Source organism: Paraburkholderia terricola, assembly GCF_900142195.1.
Classification (GTDB): domain Bacteria; phylum Pseudomonadota; class Gammaproteobacteria; order Burkholderiales; family Burkholderiaceae; genus Paraburkholderia; species Paraburkholderia terricola.
The window spans coordinates 110,524-134,141 of sequence record NZ_FRAB01000016.1 but is presented as its reverse complement, the minus strand read 5'-3'; the positions used below and the strand labels follow the sequence as shown (position 1 = coordinate 134,141).

Genomic DNA, 23,618 nt, shown 5'->3' with positions numbered 1-23,618 from the left:
CCAACGGACTTTGTTATGACCTTTCGCGACACCTCAGTGATTGCCAACTGGCACGCTCACATTTATTTCGATTCGAGCAGCCGCGACGCCGCGTGGGCCTTTCGCGAGCAAATCGAAGCGCGCTGGAACGGCAGGCTGCAAATGGGCCGTTTCCACGAACGGCCTGTCGGACCGCATCCCATGTGGTCGTATCAGCTCGCGTTCGCGCACGAGCAGTTCGCCGAACTGGTCGGCTGGCTCACGTTGAATCACGGCGCGCTGGATGTTTTCCTGCATCCGAATACCGGCGACGCCTTGCGCGATCATCGCGACGCCGCGGTATGGATCGGCGATTCGCACGAACTGGCGCTGGGCGCGTTGCGCTGAAGCGCGCCGAATCCGCGCGCACGCAGCGCGTGTTCAATCAACGAACGCGCCGCTCACATATTCGTATACGAACCGCACCAGCCGCGCGCGGCCACCTGCTTGTCGCCGAACACCGTGCAGCCGCCGTAAGCGTCGGTGGCTTTGCCCTGGAACAGCGAGCAATTGCCGCAGGTTTGCCCGGCGGCATAGCCGGGGAATTTCGCCTTGTCGACCTTCGACGCGTCCTCTTTATAGCCGACGGCTTGCGCCTTCGGATCGGCTTCGCTGAGCGCGTTGGCGCTGTCGGCGAACGCGGCGCGCGACAGCACGAGCGATGAACCCACGCCCACGCTCAGCAGCAGGAAATGACGGCGCGATGTTTTCATTGTTGATCCGTTGGAAAGTGGGGTGCCCGTCGACGGCAAACGTTTAGACCGAGCGCTTTATTCCGTCGACATGTTCTTATTCCGCCAGGTGCCGCTTGTGGAACCGGTCATTTGAAACGCCCGATCCGTTCATTCGCCTCGGGCAACTGCCGCGTTTCGCGCACGGACTTCGGATGCCATAGCCGCGCGCCGCCCTGAATACCCGCATCGTTCGAAACGGTTGCGACGTTGGCCGGCAACTCGATCGTGAGACGCGCCGCGTTGCCGCCGCCGATCCACAACCTGTCGTAATTCACCAGCGAGTCCAGAATGCCGATCACCTTCTGCACGCGCCGGTTCCAGCGCTTATTCCCCACCTGTTCACGCGCGGCCTCGCCGATGTACTCGTCGTACGCGACGCCTTTCCTGCTCACCGGATGATGCGCAAGCTCCAGGTGCGGCATCAGCTCGCCGTCGCGAAAGAGCGCCGTGCCCGCGCCCGTGCCGAGCGTCAGCACGAATTCGATGCCGTGGCCTTCGATCACGGCAAAGCCCTGCATCTCGGCGTCGTTGATCATGCGAACCGGCAAACCGCCCAGGCGTTGCGCCAACGCATCCGCGAGCGGAATGTCGTGCCAGCCCTCGATGCCGAAGTGCGGCGCCGTGAGAATGCGGTTATTACGCACCACGCCGGGAAAACCGATCGACATGAGCGAAGGCGGCGCCTGTTTGATGAGCGGCTCGACCAGTTTCGCCAGCGCATCCACCAACTGATCCGGCGTGCACGGATGCGGCGTCGCCACGCGCATGCGCTCGGTTTGCATCTGACCGTCCGCACCGATGATTGCGGCTTTCAGGCCGCTGCCGCCAACGTCGATCGCGAGAATCCGCTCGGTGCTGTCTTTTACTTTCGCCTTACGTGTCGCCACCGTGTCCCCCGTTGTGTCCTATTGAAGCGTTGGATCGCGTCACTTCTTCTCGATTGCGTTCTTTTTCAATGGCCGCCATGCATGGCCGTTGCGCGCCAGTAGCGCATCCGCTTGCGCGGGTCCGTCGCTGCCGGCTGCATAACCGTGCACCGCAAGCGCGCCGCCGGTTTTCGGATGCAGCACGTCGTCCACCGCGCACCAGCTCGTTTCGATGCTGTCCGCACGCTGGAACAACGTCTCGTCGCCGAGCATGCAGTCGTACAGCAAGGTTTCGTAACCGACGTTGGCACGCTCCGCGAAGAAGTCGCCGTAATCGAACGACGACTGCACCGCGCCGATCCGCATCACCGGCCCCGGCGTTTTCACGTTGAAGTCGAAGCTCGTGCCGTGCGCCGGATCGATGCGCAAGGTCAGCACGTTCGGCGTCAACGCGTCGACGGGTGTGTCGCGGAACAAACGGAACGGCACGGGTTTCAACTGCACTGCAATCTCCGTGCGGCGCGCGGCGAGCCGCTTGCCGGTGCGCAGATAGAACGGCACGCCGGCCCAGCGCCAGTTCTCGATGAACACGCGGGCCGCCGCGTAAGTTTCGGTCGTGCTGTTCGGCGCGACGTCCGGCTCCTCGCGGTAACCGATGCCCGCCGGGCCGTTTTCGTATTGACCGAACACGACGTCGTCCGGATTCAGCGGCTGGATTGCGTCGAAGATCTCGGCCTTCTTGTCGCGTACGGCTTCGGCGTCGAACGAATTGGGCGGTTCCATCGCGACCATGCCGAGCAACTGGAACAGATGGTTCGGCACCATGTCGCGAAACGCGCCGGTCTGCTCGTAGAACTTGCCGCGCCCTTCCACGCCGAGGGTCTCGGCCGCGCTGATCTGCACGTTGTCGATGTACTCGCGCCGCCACATCGGCTCGAACAGCGCATTCGCGAAGCGCACGGCGAGAATGCTCTGCACGGTGTCCTTGCCGAGAAAGTGATCGATGCGATACACCTGCGATTCCCTCGCATACGACAGAATGTGCGCGTTCAGATCGCGCGCCGAGGCGAGATCGGTGCCGAACGGTTTCTCGATCACGATGCGGCGAAAGCCGCCGCTAGCTCCCTCGCCTTCTTTCAGCAAGCCCGCCTGGCCGAGATGCTCGACGATCGGTTCGAAGAAGCGCGAGCCGACCGCGAGATAGAAGATCACGTTGCCGCCCGGCGTGTGATCGAGCTTCTGCTTGAGCATCGCAAACGTCTCGTCGGATTCGAATTCGCCGGCCATGTAGTCGAGGCGTTGCGCGACCCAGTCCCACGCTGTGTCGTCGAGCTTGCCGGCGTGGAAGGTGCTGGCTTTGTCCGCCGCGAACTGCCGCAGCGACGCGTGCAAATCGTCGCGCCACTTGCTCGTCTCACGCGCGCCATGATTCACGCCGACGATTTTCATGCCGCCGTCGAGCAGGCCGTCCACCGCGAGGTTGTACAGCGCGGGCATCAGGAGCCGCTTCGTCAGATCGCCGGCCGCGCCGAAGATCACCAGCGTGCAAGGCGGCGCGGGCCGCTTGCCGGCCGGCGAGGCGGGCGCATCGTGCGCCCGCGCGCTGATCTTGCAACTGAGTTCGTGGCCGGCGCTATCGGATGGCGGGGTATTCGGTGTAGTCGACATGGGATTCACGTTCGAAAAGCGATGAAAAGAACCTGGCGATACAGGAAAGACCGCGCCTGAACCCGGCCGCAGCCGGCGTTCAGGTGCGCAGCCGGGCACGCCATACAGGCGCCGATGCGGAAGCCAGGACCGGCTCACGTTCGGGCTCCGGTTCCGGCATGGCCGGCGTGGGCGCGGTCGGAATCGGCGCGCGCTCCGGTTCGCCCGCCAGCGGCACATTGCCCGACGCCGCCATGGCGCGCGGTTGCAGCAACAATGCGACGAGCCCGCTCCACCCGGTTTGATGCGAAGCGCCCACGCCGCGCCCGTTGTCGCCGTGGAAATACTCGTGGAACAGAATCAGATCGCGCGACCGGGGGTCGGCTTGCAACAGCGGATACGCGCCCATCACCGGACGCTCGCCGTCCCTGTTCTTGAGGAACAGCGTGGTGGCACGGCGCGCCAGTTCGTCGGCGATCTCGCTGAGCGAGAACTTTTGCCCCGAGCCGGTTGGATACTCGACACGAAACTCGTCGCCGTAATAGCGGTGAAATTCGTATAGCGATTCGATCAGCAGATAGTTCACCGGCATCCACACCGGACCGCGCCAGTTCGAGTTGCCGCCGAACACGCGCGTATCCGATTCAGCCGGCAGATACTTGACGCAAAAGCTGTTGCCGTTGTGGTTGAACACGAACGGATGGTCGCGATGGAATCGCGAGAGCGCGCGCACGCCGTGGTCGGAGAGGAATTCGCTTTCGTCGAGCGCCCGGCGCAGCAAAGCTTTCATGCGGTGTCCGCGCAATACTGAGAGCAGCAGCGCATTGCCCTTGCCCGGCTCGTTCCAGCGCGAGACCAGCTTCGCCAGATCGGGGCGATGTTCGAGGAACCAGACGAGCCGCTCGCGCAGACACGGCAAGTGGCCATGCAAGCGTTCTTCAAGCACGTGCACGGCGAAGAGCGGAATCAGACCGACGATCGACCGCACGCGCATCGGCACGCTGCTGCCGTCGGGCAGGCGCAGCTTGTCGTAGAAGAATTCGTCCTCGCTGTCCCACAGGCCCGTATCGCAGCCGTCGTCGCAACTCACGGCTTCGGCGATATACAGAAAGTGCTCAAAGAACTTCACGCCGATATCGACGAACACGTGATTCGCATACGCGAGTTCGAGCGCGATGCGCATCAGGTCGAGCGCGTAGGCGGCCATCCACGCGGTGCCGTCGGCCTGATCGATGTGGCCGCCGGTCGGCAAAGGCGAAGAGCGGTCGAAGATGCCGACGTTGTCCAGCCCGAGAAAGCCGCCCTGAAAAATATTGCGGCCGTCGGCGTCCTTGCGGTTTACCCACCACGAGAAATTCAGCAGGAGCTTGTGAAAGACCAGTTCCAGAAAATCGCGATCCGCCTTGCCCGTGAGCGCGCGGTCGATCTCGTAGACACGCCACGCGGCCCACGCATGCACGGGCGGATTGGCGTCGCTGAGCGCCCATTCGTAGGCGGGCAACTGGCCGTTGGGGTGCTGATAGCGGTCTTTCACCAGCAGCAGCAACTGACGCTTCGCAAACGCCGGATCGATCAGCGCGAAAGCGGCCGCATGAAACGCCAGGTCCCACGATGCGTACCACGGGTATTCCCACTTGTCCGGCATCGACACGATGTCCGCATTGCACAGGTGCCGCCAGTCCGCATTGCGGCCGTGTTTGCGCGAGGCGGCCGGCTTGGGTTGCAGCGGATCGCCGTCCAGCCAGCGCTGCACGTCGTACTGGTAGTACTGCTTGGACCACAGCATGCCGGCGAGCGCCTGACGCTGCACGAGACGCGCGTCGGGGTCGTGGATTTCGTGTTGCAGGGCGCCGTAGAATTCGTCGGCCTCGGCGATGCGGTGCGCGAACACCGCATCGGCGTCGAGTTGCGCGTCGCCCAGGTTGCCCTGCGGACACCAGCGCATGTACACCACGGCCCGCCCATGCGGCCCGAGTTCGATCGGCGCATGCGCCGCGGCCCGGGTGCCCGCGTCGCGGCGTATCGCCTGTTCGTCGCCGTGCACGAGGTAATCGTTGAAGCCGTCCTTGAACGGACCCGTGCCTTCCATGTTGAAAAGGCGCTTGACGTTGGTATCGTTCTCGCAGAACAGCCACGTGATGCGCGGCGCGTCTTTCGACCATGCCGTCACCACGATCGGGTCGTGGACGCGATGATGCCCGAGCACATGCGCTTCGCCGTTGTGATCCGTGCGGATGGCGAGCGACGGCTTCTCCTTGTTTTCCTTCCATGACCACGAATTGCGCGCCCAGATTTGCGGCAGCACGTCGAGCGAGGCCGCCTCGTCCGCGCGATTCTCGATCGTCACGCGCATCAGAATATCGTCGGGCGCATGTTTCGCGTATTCGACCTGCACGTCGAAATAACGCAAGTCGTCGAATACGCCGGTGTCGAGAATTTCATACTCCGGCATGTCGCCGCCGCGGCGCGCGTTTTCCTCGATCAGGTCCTGGTACGGAAACGCGGCGTGCGGGTACTTGTAGAGCATTCGCATGTACGAATGCGTGGGCGTGCCGTCGAGGTAGAAGTACAGCTCCTTCACGTCCTCGCCATGATTACCCTGCGCGTTGGTGAGGCCGAAAAGACGCTCTTTCAGAATCGGATCGCGGCGATTCCACAGCGCGAGCGACACGCACCAGCTCAGCGTGTCGTCACCGAAACCGGCGATGCCGTCCTCGCCCCAACGGTAGGCGCGGCTGCGCGCATGGTCGTGCGGAAAGTAATCCCAGGCGGTGCCGTCCGCGCTGTAATCCTCGCGCACGGTGCCCCACTGACGCTCGCTGAGATACGGTCCCCAGCGTTGCCAATGTGCACAGTCGGCCGAATGCAGGCGTGAACCCTCAACGGTGGCGAGCAGATTGGCGGCGCGAAGCGGTGGCATGACGACGTCCTTGCATCAGGCTTGCGGTGGGACTCACATCCTAGCGCGGTTTGCGTAACCTTGGGCTTCAACTAGGCAAGCAGCTTCTCCACGCGCAGCAACTCGCCGAGCGACCACGCCTGGAACGGCGTGCCGCCAGGCGCATGCGGAGCGTCGCCGCCGGCGATCTCCGAGAGATGATCGAGGCCGGCGTGGTCGAGATGCGCATGAAGCGGATCGAGAAAACGCGCCTTGGCTTCGGCGCGAGCGTCCGCCGCATTGCCGCGCACCCGCAGCCATGCTTCGACGAACGGGCCCAGCAGCCACGGCCACACGGTTCCTTGATGATAGGCGCCATCGCGCTCCAGCGGCGGACCGCCGTAATACGCGCGATAGGCGGGATCGGACGGCGCCAGCGTTCTCAGGCCAAGCGGCGTGAGCAGATGCGCCTCGACCTGGTCGAGCACCGCGCGCGCCGCCGCGCCTTCGAGCAACGGAAACGGCAGACCGCCCACGGCAAAAATCTGATTCGGGCGGATCGAGCGATCGACGCGGCCTTCAATGAAATCCACGTCGACGTTATCGAACAGCGCCTGCGTGGACGAATCGACGAAGCGCTCGCGAAACGCTTGCAACGCTCGCTCGGCGGGCGGCAGCCACAGCGGATTCCACGTTGCTGCAATGCGCAATGCGTTGATCCACAGCGCCTGTACTTCGACCGGTTTGCCGATGCGCGGCGTGACGACCCAGTCGCCGACCTTGGCATCCATCCACGTGAGTTGCATGCCGGGGACGCCGGCGTTCAACAGGCCATCGGCGGCGGAAGCCTGGATGTTGAAGCGCGTGCCGTTCGTATAGCCCACGAGGATGGCTTCGGCGGCTCGCTGCAGACGCGTTCGCGTAGCGGCGCTCGCGTGTCCCGTCGCCAGATAGTCGTGCAGGGCGACGATGAACCACAACGACGCATCCACCGAGTTGTATTCGGGCGCGTCGCCGTAGTCGGGAAAACGGTTCGGCAGCATGCCTTCCGATAGCGTGCCCGACCATTCGAGCAGGATCGCTTCGGCCTCGTCGAGTCGGCCCGATGCGATCAGCAAGCCGCGCATCGCGATGAACGTGTCGCGGCCCCAGTCGGTGAACCACGGAAAGCCGGCGAGGATCGTGCGGCCTTCGTTGCGCGTGACCACGTAGGCATCGGCGGAGCGTTGCAGCCGCGAGCCGAGTGCGCTGCGGCGTTGCTCCTCGATGCGCGCCAACTCCGCGGCATGCGCGGTTGGTGGTCGCGCGCCTGGCTGCGCTGTCGGCTCGGTGGCGGATGCGGCCGTGCATGCGGTCGTGACGCTCGGCGCGCTGAGGATCATCACCGCCTCGCTCGCCGCCAGATCGAAGCTGAATACGCCGGGCGTCGCGAGATCCTCGCTGAAGTCGAGGCCACGCTCGCGCTCGCGAACGTAGCAGAAGTTCCGATACCAATCGGGCGCGTGCGTGTAGACGCCGTTCGTGACTGCGCTGATCAGCGGCACGTCGCCGTAGGGTTGCCAACTCACGCATGCGTCGCCGTTGCTGATCCGCGCGTTGAAATTGAACGCGGGATTTTCGTGGTGCAACGCGTGATAGTCGCGGCCCGATAGCAACGGTCTCACTTTCAAGGTGAATGCGCGCATCGCGGGTAACGCCTGAACGCCGTTGATCGCGCCATCGAGCCGCCAACGCAACACCGTTTCGCGCGTCGCCTTGGTCACGAATACCTCGGCGGTGAGCACCCCCTGCGTATCGAGCTGAAACCGCCAGGTCGGCCACGGCACGGTGTCGAATTGAAGAAGGCTCGGCGCCAGGTCGGGATAGACCACGTCCGGCACATAGCGCTGCATGCTCAACGGATAACGCGTGCCATCGGTTTCGAGCCACGCCTCCACGCCATTGACGAGCGCGATGCGCCCTCCCGGCGCTCGCGTCGCGGTGAGCAGCAACGCATGATAGCGGCGCGTGCGCAGCGTGCCGACCGTGCCCGATGCGAATCCGCCGAAGCCATCCGCTTCGAGCCATTCGTCTTCGAGACGCGTGATGTCGAAAGGTCTTTCGATGCGTGTCATGAATTTACCGGAATAGGCCAAGCCGTGATCTTTCGATACGCCAAAACTACCGGACATATGGCGCTGCGGTGAACATTGTCCTGCTGATCGCTTTCCATCGCCTTTCGAAGAACCGACGCATCGAACAAGTTTCACTGACTCTCAAACGTTTCACAAATATTTCTCGGAAGGATTAGAGACTGCATCCGCTTTCACGAAACCGGATGCGGACATGAGAAGAGACAAACGCCTCGCGAGTGCGCTGTTTATCGCGCTTGCAATGTATGCGTTGAGCGGCTGCGGCGCGGATGATTCGCCACCGGCTGCCACTGCTTCAACAACCTCGGCATCTTCGTCGCCCGTTGTCGCGAACAACAACGATGTTGCGCAAAACGTGGGGACGTCATCCGCGGCATCCACACCGCTCGCGGAGAACCCGTTCGCCGCTTCCGACGCAATCACGCAAAACATGCAAGCCAGCCTCGCCGCCGACAGCCGGCAAGTCGCGCCCGTGATGCGTTACGCACCAGGCGACAGCGCCGGCAGCAACTAACTCCCCAAGCCCATTCCCCCGGCGCGCGAGGCGCGCTATTCTTTCCCCCCGCAGAAGGTGATATTCGATGACATCAAATAGCCGTCGCCGTTTCCTGCAGACCGTGGCATCGTCCGCCGGCGCTGCCGCCGCGCTAACCGCGCTGCCCGAGTCGATTCGTAATGCGCTTGCCGTGCCCGCGTTTTCGCGCACGGGCACGATTCGCGACGTGGAGCACATCGTCGTGTTCATGCAGGAGAACCGGTCGTTCGACCACTACTTCGGCCACCTGCGCGGCGTGCGTGGCTACAACGACCGCTTCCCGATTCCGCTGCCGAACGGCAAGCCGGTGTGGTATCAGCCGTCGAAGGCCGACCCCACGAAGCCGGTGCTGCCGTTCCATCTGGATACGTCCACGACCAGCGCGCAATGCGTCGGCGATCTCGATCACTCCTGGTACAAGACCCATGCCGCGATCGGCGGCGGCCGCTACGACCAGTGGCCGGCCACCAAGACCGACATGACGATGGGCTATCACCTGCGCAGCGACATTCCGTTCCACTACGCGCTGGCCGATGCCTTCACCGTCTGCGATGCTTACTTCTGCTCGCTGCCGGGACCGACGCACCCGAACCGTTCATATCTGATGACCGGCATGGTCGATCCGACCGGCACGCTGGGCGGTCCGCTGCTCGACAACAACGATTTCGTCGACGGCGACGGTCCACCGAATTATCAGTTGCTCTCGTGGACCACCTACCCGGAACGCCTGCAAGCCGCGGGCATCTCGTGGCAGGTGTATCAGCAGGGGCTGACGGGCGCCGATCCGCTGAACGGCAACTACGGCACCAACGTCTTGCAGAACTTCACGAACTTCATCAACGCGCAGCCGGGCTCGCCTTTGTATGAGCGCGCGCAGACCGTTCGCACGATCGCCGATCTGAAGGCCGACGTGCTGGCGAACAAGTTGCCGCAAGTCTCGTGGCTGTGCCCGCCCGCCGCGTACTCGGAGCACCCGAGCTATACGCCCGCGTATGGCGCGGAGTACACGTCGCAGGTGCTCGATGCGTTGACGTCGAATCCCGAGGTGTGGAGCAAGACCGTGCTGTTCATCATGTACGACGAGAACGACGGCTTCTTCGATCACCTCGTGCCGCCGCAACCGGCGACGACGCCCGCGCAAGGCAAGTCGACGGTGAGCACCGAGGGCGAAATTCACAACGTGGTGAATCCCGCGCGCGGCGGCAGCTTTACCGCTGACGGTTTGCCGTATGGCCTCGGCCCGCGCGTGCCGATGACCATCGTGTCGCCGTGGAGCAAGGGCGGTTTTGTATGCTCGCAGGTGTTCGATCATACGTCGGTGATTCGCTTCATCGAAACGCGGTTCGGTGTGGTTGAGCCGAACATCACGGCATGGCGCCGCGCGGTGTGCGGCGACCTGACGGCTGCATTCGATTTCCGCACGCCGGACTCCAAGGTGCCGCCGCTGCCGGACACGAGCAACTACAAGAGCATCGCCGACAACCAGTGCGCGACCCAGCCGAAGCCGACCGTACCCGCGGCGCCTGGCGCGATCGATCCGCAGGAAAGCGGGATTCGTTTCGCGCGCGCGTTGCCGTATGAGTTGCATGTGAACGGTCACGCGGACGTGAAGAAGAACACGTTCGAGATTTCGTTCGGCAATTCCGGCGACCAGGGCGCGCATTTCTACGTGTATGCGACGAACCGCACGGATGGTCCGTGGCGTTACACGGTCGAGGCGGGCAAGTCGCTCAAGGAGACGTTCGACCTGACGACGACGAATGGCGCCTATACCTTCGAAGTGTTCGGGCCGAATGGTTTCGTTCGTAAGTTCGCGGGCGACACGCAGAAGGCTGCGAGTTCTCGCGGCAACGACAAGCCGGCGCAGCCTGAAGTGAAGGTGCAATACGACGTGGCGAACGGCAACGTGTTTCTGAGTTTCAGCAACAAGGGCGGTGGCGTGGCTCGCTTGACGGTGACCGACAACGCTTACGGTGCGCGCGTGCGTCCGGTGCTGGTGCCCGCCGGCGCGCATATCGAAGAGGCGTGGGTGCTGGCGTCGAGCCATCACTGGTACGACTTGACGGTGACGAATAACGACGACGCGAGTTTCTCGCGTCGCTTGGCGGGTCACGTCGAAAATGGGCGGCCGAGTATCAGCGATCCGGCTGCGGTCGCGCCGGTTCTGGTTACGGGTTAAGCCGCGTTGGGAGCGCTGGGGGACGCAAAACCCTCACGCTCCCAGCAAAACCCCGGTCCTGAACGGCCGCGTCCCCGTCACACGCCCCAGCGGCGCGCCGGCCGTCACGAACCGGATAGCCCGCCGCATATAAAACACGCCTTCGGTATTGCTCGACACCGTGGTTGTCTCATCGGTCAACGGATCGACGATATCGAACAAAGCCTGGCCGACGTGAATCCTGTCACCAATCTTCGCGCGATGAATCAGGATTCCGCTCACCGGCGCATAAAACTGCTCACTGCCGGCGAGCGGCGTCGCGGGCGTCGGCAGTTCGGGCAGCGGCTTCGCATCGATCAGAATCGCCTTGCGCCACGCGAGATAATCGACAAGCGCGTCGGCATCTTCTTGCGCCGCTTCATAAGAAACATCGCGCTGCCCGCGGCATTCAACCGTCACCGCAATCGTTCCATTCGGCACCGGTTTATCCGCCGGCATATCCTGCTGCAACTTCCACCACAACAAGCCATGCGTCTCATCGAACGACTCGCCGCCTGAGTTAGTGGCAAGCAGCGAAGCTTGCGCGCCGAGATACCGGGCCAATGGTTCGAACTCAGGCCACGCTGCTTCGCTCGTATAGAGATGCATTGCCGCTTCCAGGGAACAATGCAAATCGATCACGACATCCGCGTCGAAAGAGAGCTTCAGCAAAGCCAATTGCAAGGACTCGAATTCAGTCAACGGCTTCTGTTCCGTCAACTCAGCCGCAATCAGTTCACGCACGGTCCGCCGATTTTCTTTCGCGTCGGAACCGAGCACCTCCTTCGCCCGCGATGTCAGTTTCGGGAACTGCATGAAGTGCCGATTGAAGTTCTTGCCGCTGCCTAAATCGAATCGTCCAAGAAATTGACCCAGCACGTACTGGCCGAGTCCAACCGGATTCGCCACCGGCACCAGTACGATTTCCGCATTCAGCGCGCCCCGCTTTTCGAGTTCTAGCAATCGACGTTTGAGCAGAACAGTCGTCAGCATCGCGGGCGTTTCGTCGGCATGCAGCGACGACTGGATATAGATCTTCTGTCCGCTCCCAGCCGGACCGAAGTGAAACGACACCAGTTCGCGGTGCGTGCCGATAGCCGGCGACAAGAGCGGAATCGATTGCCTGTTCATGAGCGGATGATCTGAAGAAGAGAGAGAGTAAGAAGCTAAACGATCAGTTGCCGTATGGATCGAAGTCGAAGTACTTCCTCGCGATCCGCGCATACGTGCCGTCCTTGAGCATGGAAGCGATCGCCGCGTTCATGGATGCCTGCACCGCGGTCTCATCCTTGCGCAAACCGATGCCCACGCCGCGGTCGCCCATCGAAAGCGGTTCGCCGACAAACGCAAAACCCTTGCCCGCCGGCGTGCGCAAAAAGCCGATGTCCGCTTCCACCGAACCGAGCAGCGCGCCGTCGAGCCGGCCATTGCGCAAGTCGGCGAATACTTCGTCCTGACTCTTATAGGCGACCACGTGCGCGCCGATCGGCGCCCAGTTTTTCAGCGCGTAGCCTCCGAACTGCGTGCCGGACTGCACGCCGATCTGCTTGCCGGCCAGCGCATTCAAGCCGCCCGCGAGCGCGGAACCCTGCCGCGCGATCAAGCGCGACTTGAATTGAAAGAGCTTCGAGGAAAAGAGAATCTGTTGCTCGCGCTTCTCGGTGATCGCCATCGACGACAGAATCGCGTCGATCTTGCGCGCCTGCAGCGCCGGAATCATCCCCGCGAATTCGAGCTCCACCCACTCGCAACGCGCGTGGATGCGCCGGCAGATTTCGTTGCCGAGATCGACGTCGAAGCCTTTGAAGGTGCCGTCGGGCGCCTTGACGTCCATCGGCGGATAGCTCGGATCGATACCGAGACGCAGCGTGTCGGGCTCGGCGGCAAACGCGCCGCCGCTAAAAATCAGCGCGGCGCTCAGGATCATCAGCGGAATTTTCATGGACGGGAAAAGTGGATGGGGTGGAGGACGACAAACCGATCCTATGCCGCACCCGCGCTTTGAAACAGTCCCATCCGGACTATCATGATCACCTTTCCCGATCACCAACAGAAGCTTTCATGGCGCTGACGATTTCCCAACTGCGCGCGTTCACCGCCATTGCCGAGCACGGCAGCATCCGCGCGGCGTCGCGAGCGCTCGGCATCGCGCAGAGCGGCATCACGCAGCAATTGCAGAACCTGGAATCGATGCTGGGCGCGACCTTGTTCACGCGCACGAATCGCGGCATCGCGTTGACCGCGCTCGGCCAGCGCCTGTTGCAGCGGGCCGGCGCCATCATCGGCGAATGCGAGCGTGCGGAGCAGGAAGTGCGGCAATTGCGTGGCGACTACATCGGCGAGGTCACCTTCGGCATGACCACCGAGCCGCTGGTCGACGCGTTCGCGCCGGTGCTGATGGAATTTCGCTCACGCTTCGAGCGGGTCGCGGTGCATCTGCGTACCGGCACCTCGCGGATGATGATCTCGTGGATTCGCGAAGGCTCGCTCGACTTCGCGGTCGCGCTGGTGTCGAAGCACACCGATACGGCCGATCTGTCGGTGACGCCGCTTTATGCGTCGGATCCGGTGATCGTTTGCCGCCAGGGTCATCCGAAAGCCGGTGCGACGTCGCTGGCCGAACTGGTCGATTGCACGTGGGCGGCGACGCGCTCGCCGAATCTCACGGACGATCCGCAAATCAACCGGCTCAGTCATCTGTTTGAAAGCCACGGCCTGCCGCCGCCGAAAATCGTCGCGACCGTGGAAGGTTTGTACGAGACGCTGCATCTAGTAGGCGCGACGGATTGCCTGTCGCTGGAAGCGTCGGTCGTCGCGAAACGCGGGCCGTTCGCAAGCACGCTCACGTCGATCGATGTGCGCGAGCGCGCGGTCGAACAGAACGTGTGCCTGCTGCAACGCGCGGCCATTCCGCTCACGCCCGCCGCGCAGGAACTGGCGACGATGATTGCGTCGTACACGCGCACCGTGCGGGCGCGGTGAGTGCCGGCTTTAATGCCTTATGTTGGTCGAGTTCAAAACTCGACCAGCGCGAAATCTTCCTTGCCCACGTCGCAGAGCGGGCAGCGCCAGTCGGCCGGAACATCCGCCCAGCGCGTGCCGGGCGCGATGCCTTCATCGGGCAAGCCCGCGGCTTCATCGTAGACCCAGCCGCAGATCACACAGACCCATTGCTTGAAGTCATCCGCCGAGGCTGCGGTTTCGCCCGCTGCATCCGGCGCATCGGCTGCTTGCGATGCGGGCGTCTCATCGAGGCTCACCACGAGCGGCGCGGCAGTGCCCGCGCCACTTTCCGCAAGGCGCGCTTGCAAGCTCTGCAGCAACCGCTGCGCTTCGGCCCGCGTCAGATCGATCCAGTAGGGATCGCCGGCGCCGTCGTTGAGCCGCTCGGGGGAAAACTGGATCTCGACGGCTACGCCCTTCTTGTACATGGCAAATCGGAATAGCGATGAAGCCGGCAGCGCGTGCCGGCGTGCGTCTTAAGCGTGGACTAGAGCAGCTGATTCAGCAGGATGGAAGCAATCAGGCCGGCGGCGCCGATGATGCCGAGCACTTGCAGCAGAGTGAGGGATTTGCGGGAGGCGGTGGGGATGTGTTGCGTCGTCACGAGGTGTTCTTGAAAATGAGGAAAAGCGAAATGGTACACGGGCGCGCGGCTTGCGGATGTCGAATGGCGCAAACCTTCACGCATCAGAGGCCATTATCGCTGCCCGAAGGTGGCCGAAGGTGGCCGATTGCCTACCGAGCGGAGATGGATTAATTCGTCGCGGTGCAAAGTTCGCTGACGTTCGCTTATGCGCGATTGCCGCTATTCATTGCATTGGCGTGGCGCCGCGGCCCGCGGCGCCGAAACCACCTATCAGCTTTTCGCCAGCGGACTGCCCTGACGCGAATCCCAGAAGCGAATCACGGCGGTGTCGCCGGTGCCGGCGCCCACCCGTTGATCCGGCGCGCCGCGCTCGCGCAGCAAAGCCCGCAGTTCGTTGATAACCGGAAACACCTCGTGATTCCAGTCGGCGCCCTGTAAATCGTGCGCGCGCTGTTCGGCTTCGACGATCTCGCGGTCTTCCTTGAAGATGCGCTCGGTGAACCACACGAGCAACGGCCACGCGAGATTCAGCACACCGGGAATCCCCGGCTTGCGGATCGACAGCAGCCCGAACGTGCGATTGGTGCGCTGCTCGCGATCGAGCGGCACGTAGACGATCCACAAATCCATCACCAGCGTCTGCTCCGACGTGCGGATTTGCAGCGTCTGATACGGATACTCGGTGCGGATCGTCATGACGTCCTTGTCGTTGTCGCCGCCGGTCTTGCGGCTCTGGCCGAATACGATCGCCTCGCCGATCGGCTGCTGGCCGGCCATGCGCGCAAACGTGTAATCGACCTCGACCCAACCGTCGCCGTGACGCCGCCCCAACGAACGCGCGCGCATCTGCCCCATTTGCCGGCGATGCAGGAACTGATGGTTCATGTCCATCAGGTTCTCGTGCATGAACGAGTAGTGGCAATTCACCGGACGGCCGAAACGGCGCGTCTTGTACTTCTTGTCCGACACCGAGCCGAACGCGGGCAGCGGCCTTTCATCGGCCAGTTCGGCATTGCCGGGGAACACGAAAATCAGCCCCTCGACTTCGCGGCATGGATAGGAACGCACGCCGTTCGGCAGACGCTCGCGGCCCAGATACGGCACGTCGATGCACTTGCCCGAGCAGTCGTAGGTCCAGCCGTGATAGCCGCAGCGAATCGACTCGCCATCCACCACGCCCTGATGCAACGGCACCTGACGATGCGCGCAGCGGTCTTCCAGCGCGAACACCTTGCCGCCCTCGGTGCGCGCCAGCACGATCGGATCGCCGGCGAACGTGACGCCATGCGTCTTGCCTCGCTTCACCTCATGCGACCACGCGAGCGGATACCAATAGTCAGGGTGAATACCGACGCGGCGCAGATCGCGCACCGGCGCCTGATTGGCCGCCTGACCCGGCGCGTGGGCGTTCGCGGGTGCGTGGGTGGAATTCGGCGCGGCCGCATGAGCGAGCGTCGCGTCAGCCGGTGCATCGACCGCATCTTGTTCGAGCGGGGGAACAGCATGCATAAACGGAGCCTCCGTGCACGAGCGGATAGAAGGTTGCCGCCCTGCTAGTCGCGGGCGGCATCGTCGCACAGTCTACTCGAACCGGAAGCGGCATGGGGTCGATGCGGACCGCGCGGGCCAGCCTTGGCCGCGCCTGCTGCTGGCGGGAGCGCGTCGGCCTGCCGCTTTGCGCGCCGCCACGAACGCGCGCCGCGGCGCGCTCTGGTCGCCCGGCGCGGGAGCGCCAGGCATCGCCCCCGGGATAGCGGTATGGTGTCGGCATCGCCCGTTTCCACTCGAATCGTCCGCTTATGCCTAGCCGTTCCAACGCCGCCTTCACCGCCTTGCTCGCCGCCGCCCTGTTCGGCGCGACTACCCCGCTCGCCAAGGCGCTGCTCGGCTCGCTGTCGCCGTTTCCGCTCGCCGGCCTTTTCTACCTGGGCAGCGGCATCGGTCTCGCCGCGGTGATCCTGGCGCGCCGGCTCAAGGCAAGCGCCGCCGCGCGGCGGAGCGATGGTGGGCATTTTCCATTGCGCGAAGTACCGTGGCTCGCCGGCGCGATCGTGGCGGGCGGCGTCGCGGGGCCGGCCCTGCTGATGCTGGGTCTGCAAACCACGCCGGCCGCCACCGGCTCGCTGCTGCTGAACCTCGAAGGCGTCTTTACCGCGCTGATCGCGTGGATCGTGTTCCGCGAGAACGTCGACGTGCAGGTGTTCCTCGGCATGGCCGCGATCGTCGCGGGCGGTGTGGCGCTGTCGTGGCAGCCGGGCGCGGCCGGACTGCCGCCCGGCACGCTGCTGCTGGCCGGCGCATGCGCGTGCTGGGCCGTCGACAACAATCTCACCCGCAAGGTGTCCACCCACGATGCGATGTTCATTGCCTGCGTGAAAGGACTCGTGGCCGGTTCGGTCAACGTCGCGCTTGCGCTCTCACTTGGCGCCGCCTGGCCGAATGTCCCGACCCTCGCGCTCGCGATGCTGACCGGTTTCGCGGGCTATGGCGTGAGCCTCGTGCTGTTCGTCGTCGCGCTGCGCAATCTCGGCACCGCGCGTACCGGCGCCTATTTCTCGGTCGCGCCGCTGTTCGGCGTGACCTTGTCGTGGCTGCTGTGGCCGGACATGCCGCCGCCGCTATTCTGGGTCGCCGCCGCGCTCATGACGCTGGGCGTCTGGTTGCATATCCGCGAACGGCACGAGCATCCGCACACGCATCACGCGCTGGATCACACGCATCGGCATCGGCACGACGCGCATCATCAGCATGAGCACGACTTCGCCTGGGACGGCAAAGAGCCGCACAGCCATCCGCATCGGCATGCACCGATTACGCACACGCATGCGCATTTCCCTGACATACATCATCGTCACACCCATTGATTTTCCGCGTCACCGCGTGGCTCGCGCGTTTGCCGCACTGCAAGACAAAAATCTCTGTGGAATGAGTCCTGCGATAGACCGATTCAATTTGCATCGCCGCCGATCGCATCCTCTAATGACTGCTGGTGTCCGAGCGTCCTGGTGTCCAACCCGCCTCCCTTGCGTGGAGAAGTCCTATGTCACAACCCGAGCCTAACGTTGACGAAGTGGTGAAAAGCATCGCCGAGGAAACCGACACGCCCCCGGAAACCGTCTCGAAGATGTACGCGGACACGCTCGCCGACTATCGGCACGACGCCCGCGTGTTCGATTACGTGCCGCTCTTCGCGGCGAAGAAAGTGCGCGACCAACTGCGCCACGGTTCGAATCGCAAGCACTGACACGGCGGCGCGCGGAGACCACCGCCTGCCCGATTGGTGTTTGCACCAGGCTGGTTCATTCGAGTGCCGATTCGCACGAACGCGCACCGATTCTTTATTTTCCGCTGCTAGACTCTGACCCGGAACCATCGACTCGGGGGAGCTGGTATGCGAGTGACAATCGTAGGCGCGGGCATCGCCGGCTTGAGCACGGCGTGGTCGCTCGCAAAACTCGGACACGACGTCACGCTGATCGAGCAAGGCTCGATTCCCAATCCGCTCGCCGCGTCGGGCGACCGGCATCGCATGATCCGCCGTGCATATGGCGATGCCGATGGTTATGCGCGCAACCTCGCCGAGGCATTCGATAGTTGGGATCTGGTGTGGAACGACCTGGGCGTGTCCCACTATGCGAATTGCGGCGTGCTCGGCATTTCGCAATACGCGGGCGATGGCGCCGAACGATGCCGCGCCGGCCTCGACCGGATGGAATTCGAATACGAACGGCTCGAACCGCGTGAAGCAGCCGAGCGTTATCCTTTTCTCGACCCCGAGACGTTTCGCTACGGCTACCTCGATCGCGAAGGCGGCGTGCTCTTTAGCGAACGCATCGCGCGCGATATGAAAGCGTGGCTGAAGATGCGCGGCGCCGATATTCGCATGCGCGTCAAGGCGCTTTCCGTCGATCCGCATGGCGCTTGCGTGCGGCTCGACGATGAGACCGTGGTGCGCGCCGACCGGCTCGTGGTCGCTGCCGGTGCCTGGACGCTGCAACTGTTCCCGGAGCTTGCGGAAGAACTCGTGACCTATCGCAATGCCGTCGCTTATCTGGAACCGCCCGCGGATCTGGAGGACGCGTGGTCGAATGCGCCGGCGATCGTCGATATTGGCGGCGATAGCGACGGCTATGTGCTGCCGCCCGTCGATGGCGTCGGTTTGAAAATCGGCGCCGGCGTGCATAAGGTGCGTGCGCCGGACCCTGACGTCGATCGTGTGGCGAGGCCCGGCGAGGGCGACAGCTTGCTTAGGCTCTTTGCGCCGCCGTTCAGTCGGATCGACGAATATACCGTTGCCGAAGTGAAAACCTGCGCGTACACCTTTACGGCGGACAAACGCTTCTTTTCGAAACGCATCGGCAATACGCTGGTGGTGTCGGCATGCTCGGGCCACGGTTATAAATTCGGCGCGGCGGTGGGAAGGCGCGTCGCGCAGGCCTTGGAGACGGGTGATGATGCGATGCTCGCGCGGTGGTTGAGAGCGGAGAGGGTTTAGGTCATGGTGGCGGGGCGTGTTGGCGGATCAGTCGGCGTACCGCGAAACGCATGCGCTTTGTGCGGCTCGATGCCCGCGTAGTTGAGCGTGAACCCCGGCGATAGTGGCTCCAAGTTTCCAGCACATGCTGGAGCTAACAATAGCGCCGCAAATTTCTTATGCTGTCGGAGCTAAAGCCATCGCCTGGATACCGCCAGGCGGGAAGGCGCTGAAGGGCGCAAGGAGGCGTTGAGCGCGACCGTCTACGTCTGCGCCCGCTCAATTCGCCCTTGGCAGAAGCATGCGGCGGCTGCCCGCCACCATCACCCACAAGGAACCGCGCTGATGTCCGACACGATTCAAATCCGCCCCGCCACGCCCGACGACTTCGACGCATGGCTCCCGCTCTGGGACGCTTACAACGCGTTCTATGGACGCTCCGGCGAAACCGCATTGCCGCGCGAGATCACGCTGATTACGTGGGGCCGTTTCTTCGACGGTTATGAGCCGATGCACGCGATGGTCGCCGAACGCAACGGCCAATTGCTCGGCCTCGTGCATTTTCTGTATCACCGTCACACGACGATGGCGGGACCGACCTGTTATCTGCAAGATCTCTATACGCTTGAAACCGAGCGCGGCAAAGGTATCGGCCGCGCGCTGATCGAAGCGGTGTATGCGCGGGCGAAGGCCGACGGTGCGCAACGCGTGTACTGGCAGACGCATGAGACCAATCAGACGGCGATGAAGCTTTATGACCAGGTTGCTGAACGGTCGGGGTTTGTGATTTATCGGAAGGGGTTGTGATTGACCCGCACCCCAAAAGTCGAACACCGATCCGATCTTTGGGGCGCAGTTCACCACCAACGCCTTCGCGCCGAAAGCATCAAGCCTCCAACTGCTCCAACACCTTGCCCTTGGTCTCGATCCCAAGAAAGTGCACCACCACCGCGGCAAGAAAAGGCACCGCCGCCAGAACATAAAACGCCACCTGCAAATTGCCGCCGATCATCGTCTTCGACACGATGGCCGGCGCGAAGATCGCCGCCACCTTCAGCCACGCGCCGCCGATACCGCAGCCCGTCGCTCGGATACTGGTCGGATACAACTCCGGCGTGTACACATAAGCCGTGATAAAGCCGCAAGCGAGAAAGCCCAACGAAAACGCACAGAACGTCGCGACCACATACACCGACGATTCATGAAACACGCCTGCCAGCAGCAACGAAAGCGTGCACGCAAGGAACGACAGGTTGATGATCGGCTTGCGCCCCACCTTATCGACCAGCAACGCGCAAGTCAGCGAACCCAGCACGCCCAGCACCGAAGCCGCCACCGCCAGATTCAGCGCCAGTTGCAGCGGCGCGTGATAAACCGTGCGATAGATCGTCGGCAGCCACGTCGAGAGACCGTATTGAATGAACCCGCAGGTAATCCACAGCATCGCCACCGCCAGCGTGCGCTTCAAATAAGCCGGGCCGAACAGATCGCGCATGCGGCGCTTCGGATGGCGATTCGCCATTGCTTCGAATTCGGCGGAATGGGTCACCGGCGGCAGCGGTCCTTTCGCGGTGCGTTCGAACGCGTGCACGGCGGCGTCGGCATCGGTCATGCGTTCGCGCTCGGCGAGCCAGCGCGGCGATTCCGGCACCAGCTTGCGCAATACGAAGAACAGAATCAACGGCATGCCGCCGATCCAGTACATGGCTTGCCAACCAAAACGCGGCACGATCCACGCACCCAACGCATTGGAAGCCAGCAGGCCCACCGGAAACACGATCTCGTACAACAGCACGAAACGCCCACGGCCATGCGCACGGCTGATCTCGTTGATGTACGTCGCGGCCACCGGCAATTCGCCGCCGAGTCCCACGCCTTGAATCACGCGCAACGCCACGAACGCCGCGAAGGTCGGCGCGAAACCGCACGCAATACTGGTGATGCCGATGATCCCCGAGCTCAATGCAATCGCGCGCACGCGGCCCTTGCGCTCGGCGTACCACGGAAACAGGAACGCACCGAGCAATTGGCCGACCGACCCGGAGCCGATCAGAAAGCCGATTTCCCACGGCGTCAGATGCCACTTCGCGATCAGGACCGGCAGCGTGGCCGCGATCGCGATCACGTCGAAGCCGTCGAAGAATGTCGCGAGCCCGATCAGAATCCGCGCGCGCACCTGCATCGCGTTCCTCGGCAGGCGCTCGAGACGCGCGATGATCGAGCCCCGGGTCACAGGGCCGGAGACACCGGCGCTGCTGCGGTCCCCCATGATGTTGTCGATGGTTCTCATGCCGTTGTCCCGTCCGTAGGTGTAGTTAGGCAAGCGCCGTGGTGGCGTCGGTCAGTGTGGCAAGGTCGATGGTCCGGCCTTGGTTCATCCACTTGCGCGAGAGCTTCAGTTCGCGTGGATTGTTGATGGCGATCACGCCGCGAATCGCGTTGTCTTCCAGATGGAAAAGCGTGGCGTTCTTGCCCGGCAGGTCGCCGCGTACAGCCAGTTGCGCGTCGCCCGGAATGTCGCCGAGAATTTGCAGATTCACGTCGTACTGATCGGACCAGAACCACGGAATGTCCGCATACGGTTCGAACGTGCCGAGCAGCGCCTTTGCCGCGGCGATCGCCTGGTTCTGCGCATTGGCCCACGATTCGAGCCGCACGCGGCGCTTGAGCCACGCGCTCGGATGATTGGCGACGTCGCCGCACGCGAAAATGCGCGGATCGTCGGTCGCGCCGAAATGATCGACCACGATGCCGTCTTCCACCTTCACGCCCGCGGCTTCCGCCAGCGCCGTGTGCGGCGTGAGACCGATACCGGCGACCGCGAAATCGGCATCCACGGTCGAGCCGTCCGCGAACGTCGCGCGGATGCGGCTGGCGTCGTTCGGATGATCCGTGATCGACACCAGCGATGCGTGCAAACGCACGTCCACGCCGTTCGCGCGATGCAGGTCGAGCAGGAAGTCGGACACCATTGGCGGCAACGAGCGGGCGCACAGACGCCGCGCGCCCTCCACCACCGTTGCATTCACGCCGAGCTTGCGCGCGGTGGCCGCGACTTCGAGGCCGATCCAGCCGCCGCCCACGACGAGCACGCGCTTGCTGGCGCGCAGCCGTTCGCCTAAAGCCACGGCTTCGTCGAGCGTCCGCAGATAGGCGATGTGCGAGGTCTTGACGAGCGAGTCCGGCAAGCGGCGCGCCGCGCCGCCCGTGGCGATCACCAGACGGTCGTATTGCACTTCACGGCCCGCTTGCGTGCGCACGATGCGTTGCTCGCGATCGATCGACGTCGCGCGATCGGGTTGCCATGCCTCGACGTTGAGCGCGGCGAAATCGTCGGGCTTGACGAGCCGCACGGTGTCGATATCCGCCTCGCCCGCCAGCACGGCCTTCGACAACGGCGGGCGCTCGTACGGCAGATGAACCTCGTCGGCGATCATCACGAGGCGGCCGTCGAAGCCTTCCTTGCGCAATGTCTTCACGACCCAACCGGCCGCCTGGCCGCCGCCGATCACGACGATGGTGCGCGGCGCTTCGAGTCCGGCGTGCGCGGCCAGGGCCTTTTCCGTGGCAGCGTCAGTCATTTTTGCGCTCCGTCATGAACTTGCCCTCCGGCGCTTGCGCGTTTTTCTGGCGACGCGTATTGCCGTCGATGCCGCCGTCGATCGCCCATTCGGCGAACACGGTCGGGCCGGGTTCGAAATCGCGCGGCTGCCATTCGGGCGTGAGCTGGTCTTCGTCGGCGTAGTACTCGATCAGGCCGCCGGCCGGATTCTGGAAGTACCAGAAGTACGCCGACGAAACCGGATGACGCCCCGGCCCGAGTTGCGTATCCCAACCGCAACGGCTGATGTGCATGCCGCCGCCGAATACTTCGTGGATATCGCGCACGGTGAACGCGACGTGATTCAAACCGCGTTTGCCGCCCGGCAGCGCCAGCAGGAAAATATCGTGGTGGCCGCCGTGCGGCGCGCAGCGCATGAATGCGCCGCGGCCCGGATAGCGATCCGATGTTTCGAAGCCGAGCAGGTCCTGGTAGAACTTTTCCTGTTCCGCGAGACAGTTCGTGAAGAACACGACGTGACCCACTTCGACCGGTTCGGCACGCTCGTAAATCGGCGACGGTTGATCGACGCGCAGCGTTTGGCCCCATACGTTCGAAGGCGAACCGTGAATATCGAGCACCCGTTTGCGAGTCACTTCCACGCGAATCGCCATGCCGTTCGGGTCGATGCAACCGACGGCGTCGCCGGTTTCGAAGTGGCCGGGCTGGCCGGCGAAGCGGCCGCGCAGTTCGTCGAGTTCCGCTTGCGTCGCGACGCCCCACGTCACTTCGCGCAGCGTCGGCCCTTCTTCGAACGCGGGCGGCAGCGACGGGTCGCTCGCATCGGCCAGGAGAACCGTGCAGCCGTTCAGCGTTTCGAAGCGCGCATGCGTTTCATCGTGCGCGACTTCCTTCAAGCCCCAGTCCGCGAAAAAGCGGCGACAGGTAGCGAGATCCGTCACGCCGTAAATAATCTGTTCAATGCCGAGAATCGTCATAACATGCCT

General features: G+C 63.5%; 20 protein-coding genes. 8 read left to right on the top strand and 12 right to left on the bottom strand.

Features of this window, described 5'->3' with window-relative positions; all coding sequences use genetic code 11:
* The first annotated feature begins 15 nt into the window (after window positions 1–15).
* Entirely contained in the window at window positions 16–366 is a 351-nt protein-coding gene (locus BUE39_RS16340; protein ID WP_073429708.1) for a DOPA 4,5-dioxygenase family protein, read from the top strand.
* 53 nt (window positions 367–419) lie between these two features.
* On the opposite strand, the gene BUE39_RS16335 is transcribed toward BUE39_RS16340, so the two are convergent.
* From BUE39_RS16335 to BUE39_RS16315, 5 genes are all read right to left on the bottom strand, one after another.
* Window positions 420–731 carry a high-potential iron-sulfur protein gene (locus BUE39_RS16335; protein WP_073429707.1) on the bottom strand — a complete coding sequence of 104 codons (312 nt, stop codon included), beginning with the start codon at window positions 729–731 and terminating at the stop codon, window positions 420–422.
* Window positions 732–838: 107 nt separating this feature from the next.
* Window positions 839–1,639 (bottom strand): ROK family protein, encoded by an 801-nt coding sequence (locus BUE39_RS16330; protein ID WP_073429706.1) that lies wholly within the window; start codon window positions 1,637–1,639, stop codon window positions 839–841.
* Window positions 1,640–1,678: 39 nt separating this feature from the next.
* On the bottom strand, window positions 1,679–3,286 hold the full coding sequence (zwf, locus tag BUE39_RS16325; protein WP_073429705.1) for a glucose-6-phosphate dehydrogenase: 1,608 nt from the start codon (window positions 3,284–3,286) through the stop codon (window positions 1,679–1,681).
* Window positions 3,287–3,365: 79 nt separating this feature from the next.
* Entirely contained in the window at window positions 3,366–6,185 is a 2,820-nt protein-coding gene (locus BUE39_RS16320) for an MGH1-like glycoside hydrolase domain-containing protein (RefSeq protein ID WP_073429704.1), read from the bottom strand.
* A 71-nt stretch (window positions 6,186–6,256) separates the two neighbouring features.
* Entirely contained in the window at window positions 6,257–8,257 is a 2,001-nt protein-coding gene (locus BUE39_RS16315) for an amylo-alpha-1,6-glucosidase (RefSeq protein ID WP_073429703.1), read from the bottom strand.
* Window positions 8,258–8,468: 211 nt separating this feature from the next.
* On the opposite strand from BUE39_RS16315, the gene BUE39_RS16310 reads away from it, so the two are divergent.
* Complete coding sequence (locus tag BUE39_RS16310) at window positions 8,469–8,789, top strand: hypothetical protein (protein ID WP_073429702.1); 321 nt, start codon at window positions 8,469–8,471, stop codon at window positions 8,787–8,789.
* Window positions 8,790–8,856: 67 nt separating this feature from the next.
* A complete protein-coding gene (locus BUE39_RS16305) occupies window positions 8,857–10,989 on the top strand; it encodes a phosphocholine-specific phospholipase C (protein WP_073429701.1) in 2,133 nt (710 codons plus the stop codon).
* Between the two features lie 33 nt (window positions 10,990–11,022).
* Here the strand turns inward: BUE39_RS16305 and BUE39_RS16300 are convergent, their stop codons facing one another.
* Window positions 11,023–12,138 carry a succinylglutamate desuccinylase/aspartoacylase family protein gene (locus BUE39_RS16300; protein ID WP_073429700.1) on the bottom strand — a complete coding sequence of 372 codons (1,116 nt, stop codon included), beginning with the start codon at window positions 12,136–12,138 and terminating at the stop codon, window positions 11,023–11,025.
* A 43-nt stretch (window positions 12,139–12,181) separates the two neighbouring features.
* Complete coding sequence (locus BUE39_RS16295) at window positions 12,182–12,949, bottom strand: transporter substrate-binding domain-containing protein (RefSeq protein WP_073429699.1); 768 nt, start codon at window positions 12,947–12,949, stop codon at window positions 12,182–12,184.
* A 119-nt stretch (window positions 12,950–13,068) separates the two neighbouring features.
* Between BUE39_RS16295 and BUE39_RS16290 the strand changes: the two genes are divergently transcribed.
* Window positions 13,069–13,989: a LysR substrate-binding domain-containing protein gene (locus BUE39_RS16290; RefSeq protein ID WP_073429698.1), complete on the top strand. Its 921-nt coding sequence runs from the start codon at window positions 13,069–13,071 to the stop codon at window positions 13,987–13,989.
* 32 nt (window positions 13,990–14,021) lie between these two features.
* Here the strand turns inward: BUE39_RS16290 and BUE39_RS36015 are convergent, their stop codons facing one another.
* The gene (locus BUE39_RS36015; RefSeq protein ID WP_073429697.1) at window positions 14,022–14,438 is read right to left on the bottom strand and encodes a rubredoxin; all 417 of its coding nucleotides are present in this window, start codon (window positions 14,436–14,438) and stop codon (window positions 14,022–14,024) included.
* Between the two features lie 428 nt (window positions 14,439–14,866).
* On the bottom strand, window positions 14,867–16,105 hold the full coding sequence (locus BUE39_RS16275) for an aromatic ring-hydroxylating oxygenase subunit alpha (RefSeq protein WP_073429695.1): 1,239 nt from the start codon (window positions 16,103–16,105) through the stop codon (window positions 14,867–14,869).
* A gap of 290 nt (window positions 16,106–16,395) precedes the next feature.
* Between BUE39_RS16275 and BUE39_RS16270 the strand changes: the two genes are divergently transcribed.
* From BUE39_RS16270 to BUE39_RS16255, 4 genes are all read left to right on the top strand, one after another.
* Window positions 16,396–17,460, top strand: coding sequence for a DMT family transporter (locus BUE39_RS16270; protein WP_073429694.1), 1,065 nt, complete (start codon window positions 16,396–16,398; stop codon window positions 17,458–17,460).
* 176 nt (window positions 17,461–17,636) lie between these two features.
* Window positions 17,637–17,840: a DUF3562 domain-containing protein gene (locus BUE39_RS16265; RefSeq protein WP_073429693.1), complete on the top strand. Its 204-nt coding sequence runs from the start codon at window positions 17,637–17,639 to the stop codon at window positions 17,838–17,840.
* A gap of 147 nt (window positions 17,841–17,987) precedes the next feature.
* Entirely contained in the window at window positions 17,988–19,091 is a 1,104-nt protein-coding gene (locus tag BUE39_RS16260; RefSeq protein ID WP_073429692.1) for an NAD(P)/FAD-dependent oxidoreductase, read from the top strand.
* 324 nt (window positions 19,092–19,415) lie between these two features.
* On the top strand, window positions 19,416–19,877 hold the full coding sequence (locus tag BUE39_RS16255) for a GNAT family N-acetyltransferase (protein WP_073429691.1): 462 nt from the start codon (window positions 19,416–19,418) through the stop codon (window positions 19,875–19,877).
* A gap of 79 nt (window positions 19,878–19,956) precedes the next feature.
* Here BUE39_RS16255 and BUE39_RS16250 read toward each other — a convergent pair whose 3' ends face one another.
* Genes BUE39_RS16250 through BUE39_RS16240 form a run of 3 tightly spaced genes read right to left on the bottom strand, consistent with a single transcriptional unit; the run spans window position 19,957 to window position 23,609 of the window.
* Window positions 19,957–21,360, bottom strand: coding sequence for an MFS transporter (locus BUE39_RS16250; protein WP_073429690.1), 1,404 nt, complete (start codon window positions 21,358–21,360; stop codon window positions 19,957–19,959).
* Window positions 21,361–21,385: 25 nt separating this feature from the next.
* Window positions 21,386–22,651, bottom strand: a complete 1,266-nt coding sequence (locus BUE39_RS16245) for an NAD(P)/FAD-dependent oxidoreductase (RefSeq protein WP_073429689.1) — start codon at window positions 22,649–22,651, stop codon at window positions 21,386–21,388.
* Window positions 22,644–23,609 (bottom strand): VOC family protein, encoded by a 966-nt coding sequence (locus BUE39_RS16240; protein WP_073429688.1) that lies wholly within the window; start codon window positions 23,607–23,609, stop codon window positions 22,644–22,646. Before BUE39_RS16240 ends, BUE39_RS16245 begins: the two co-directional genes overlap by 8 nt.
* Between the last annotated feature and the right edge of the window lie 9 nt (window positions 23,610–23,618).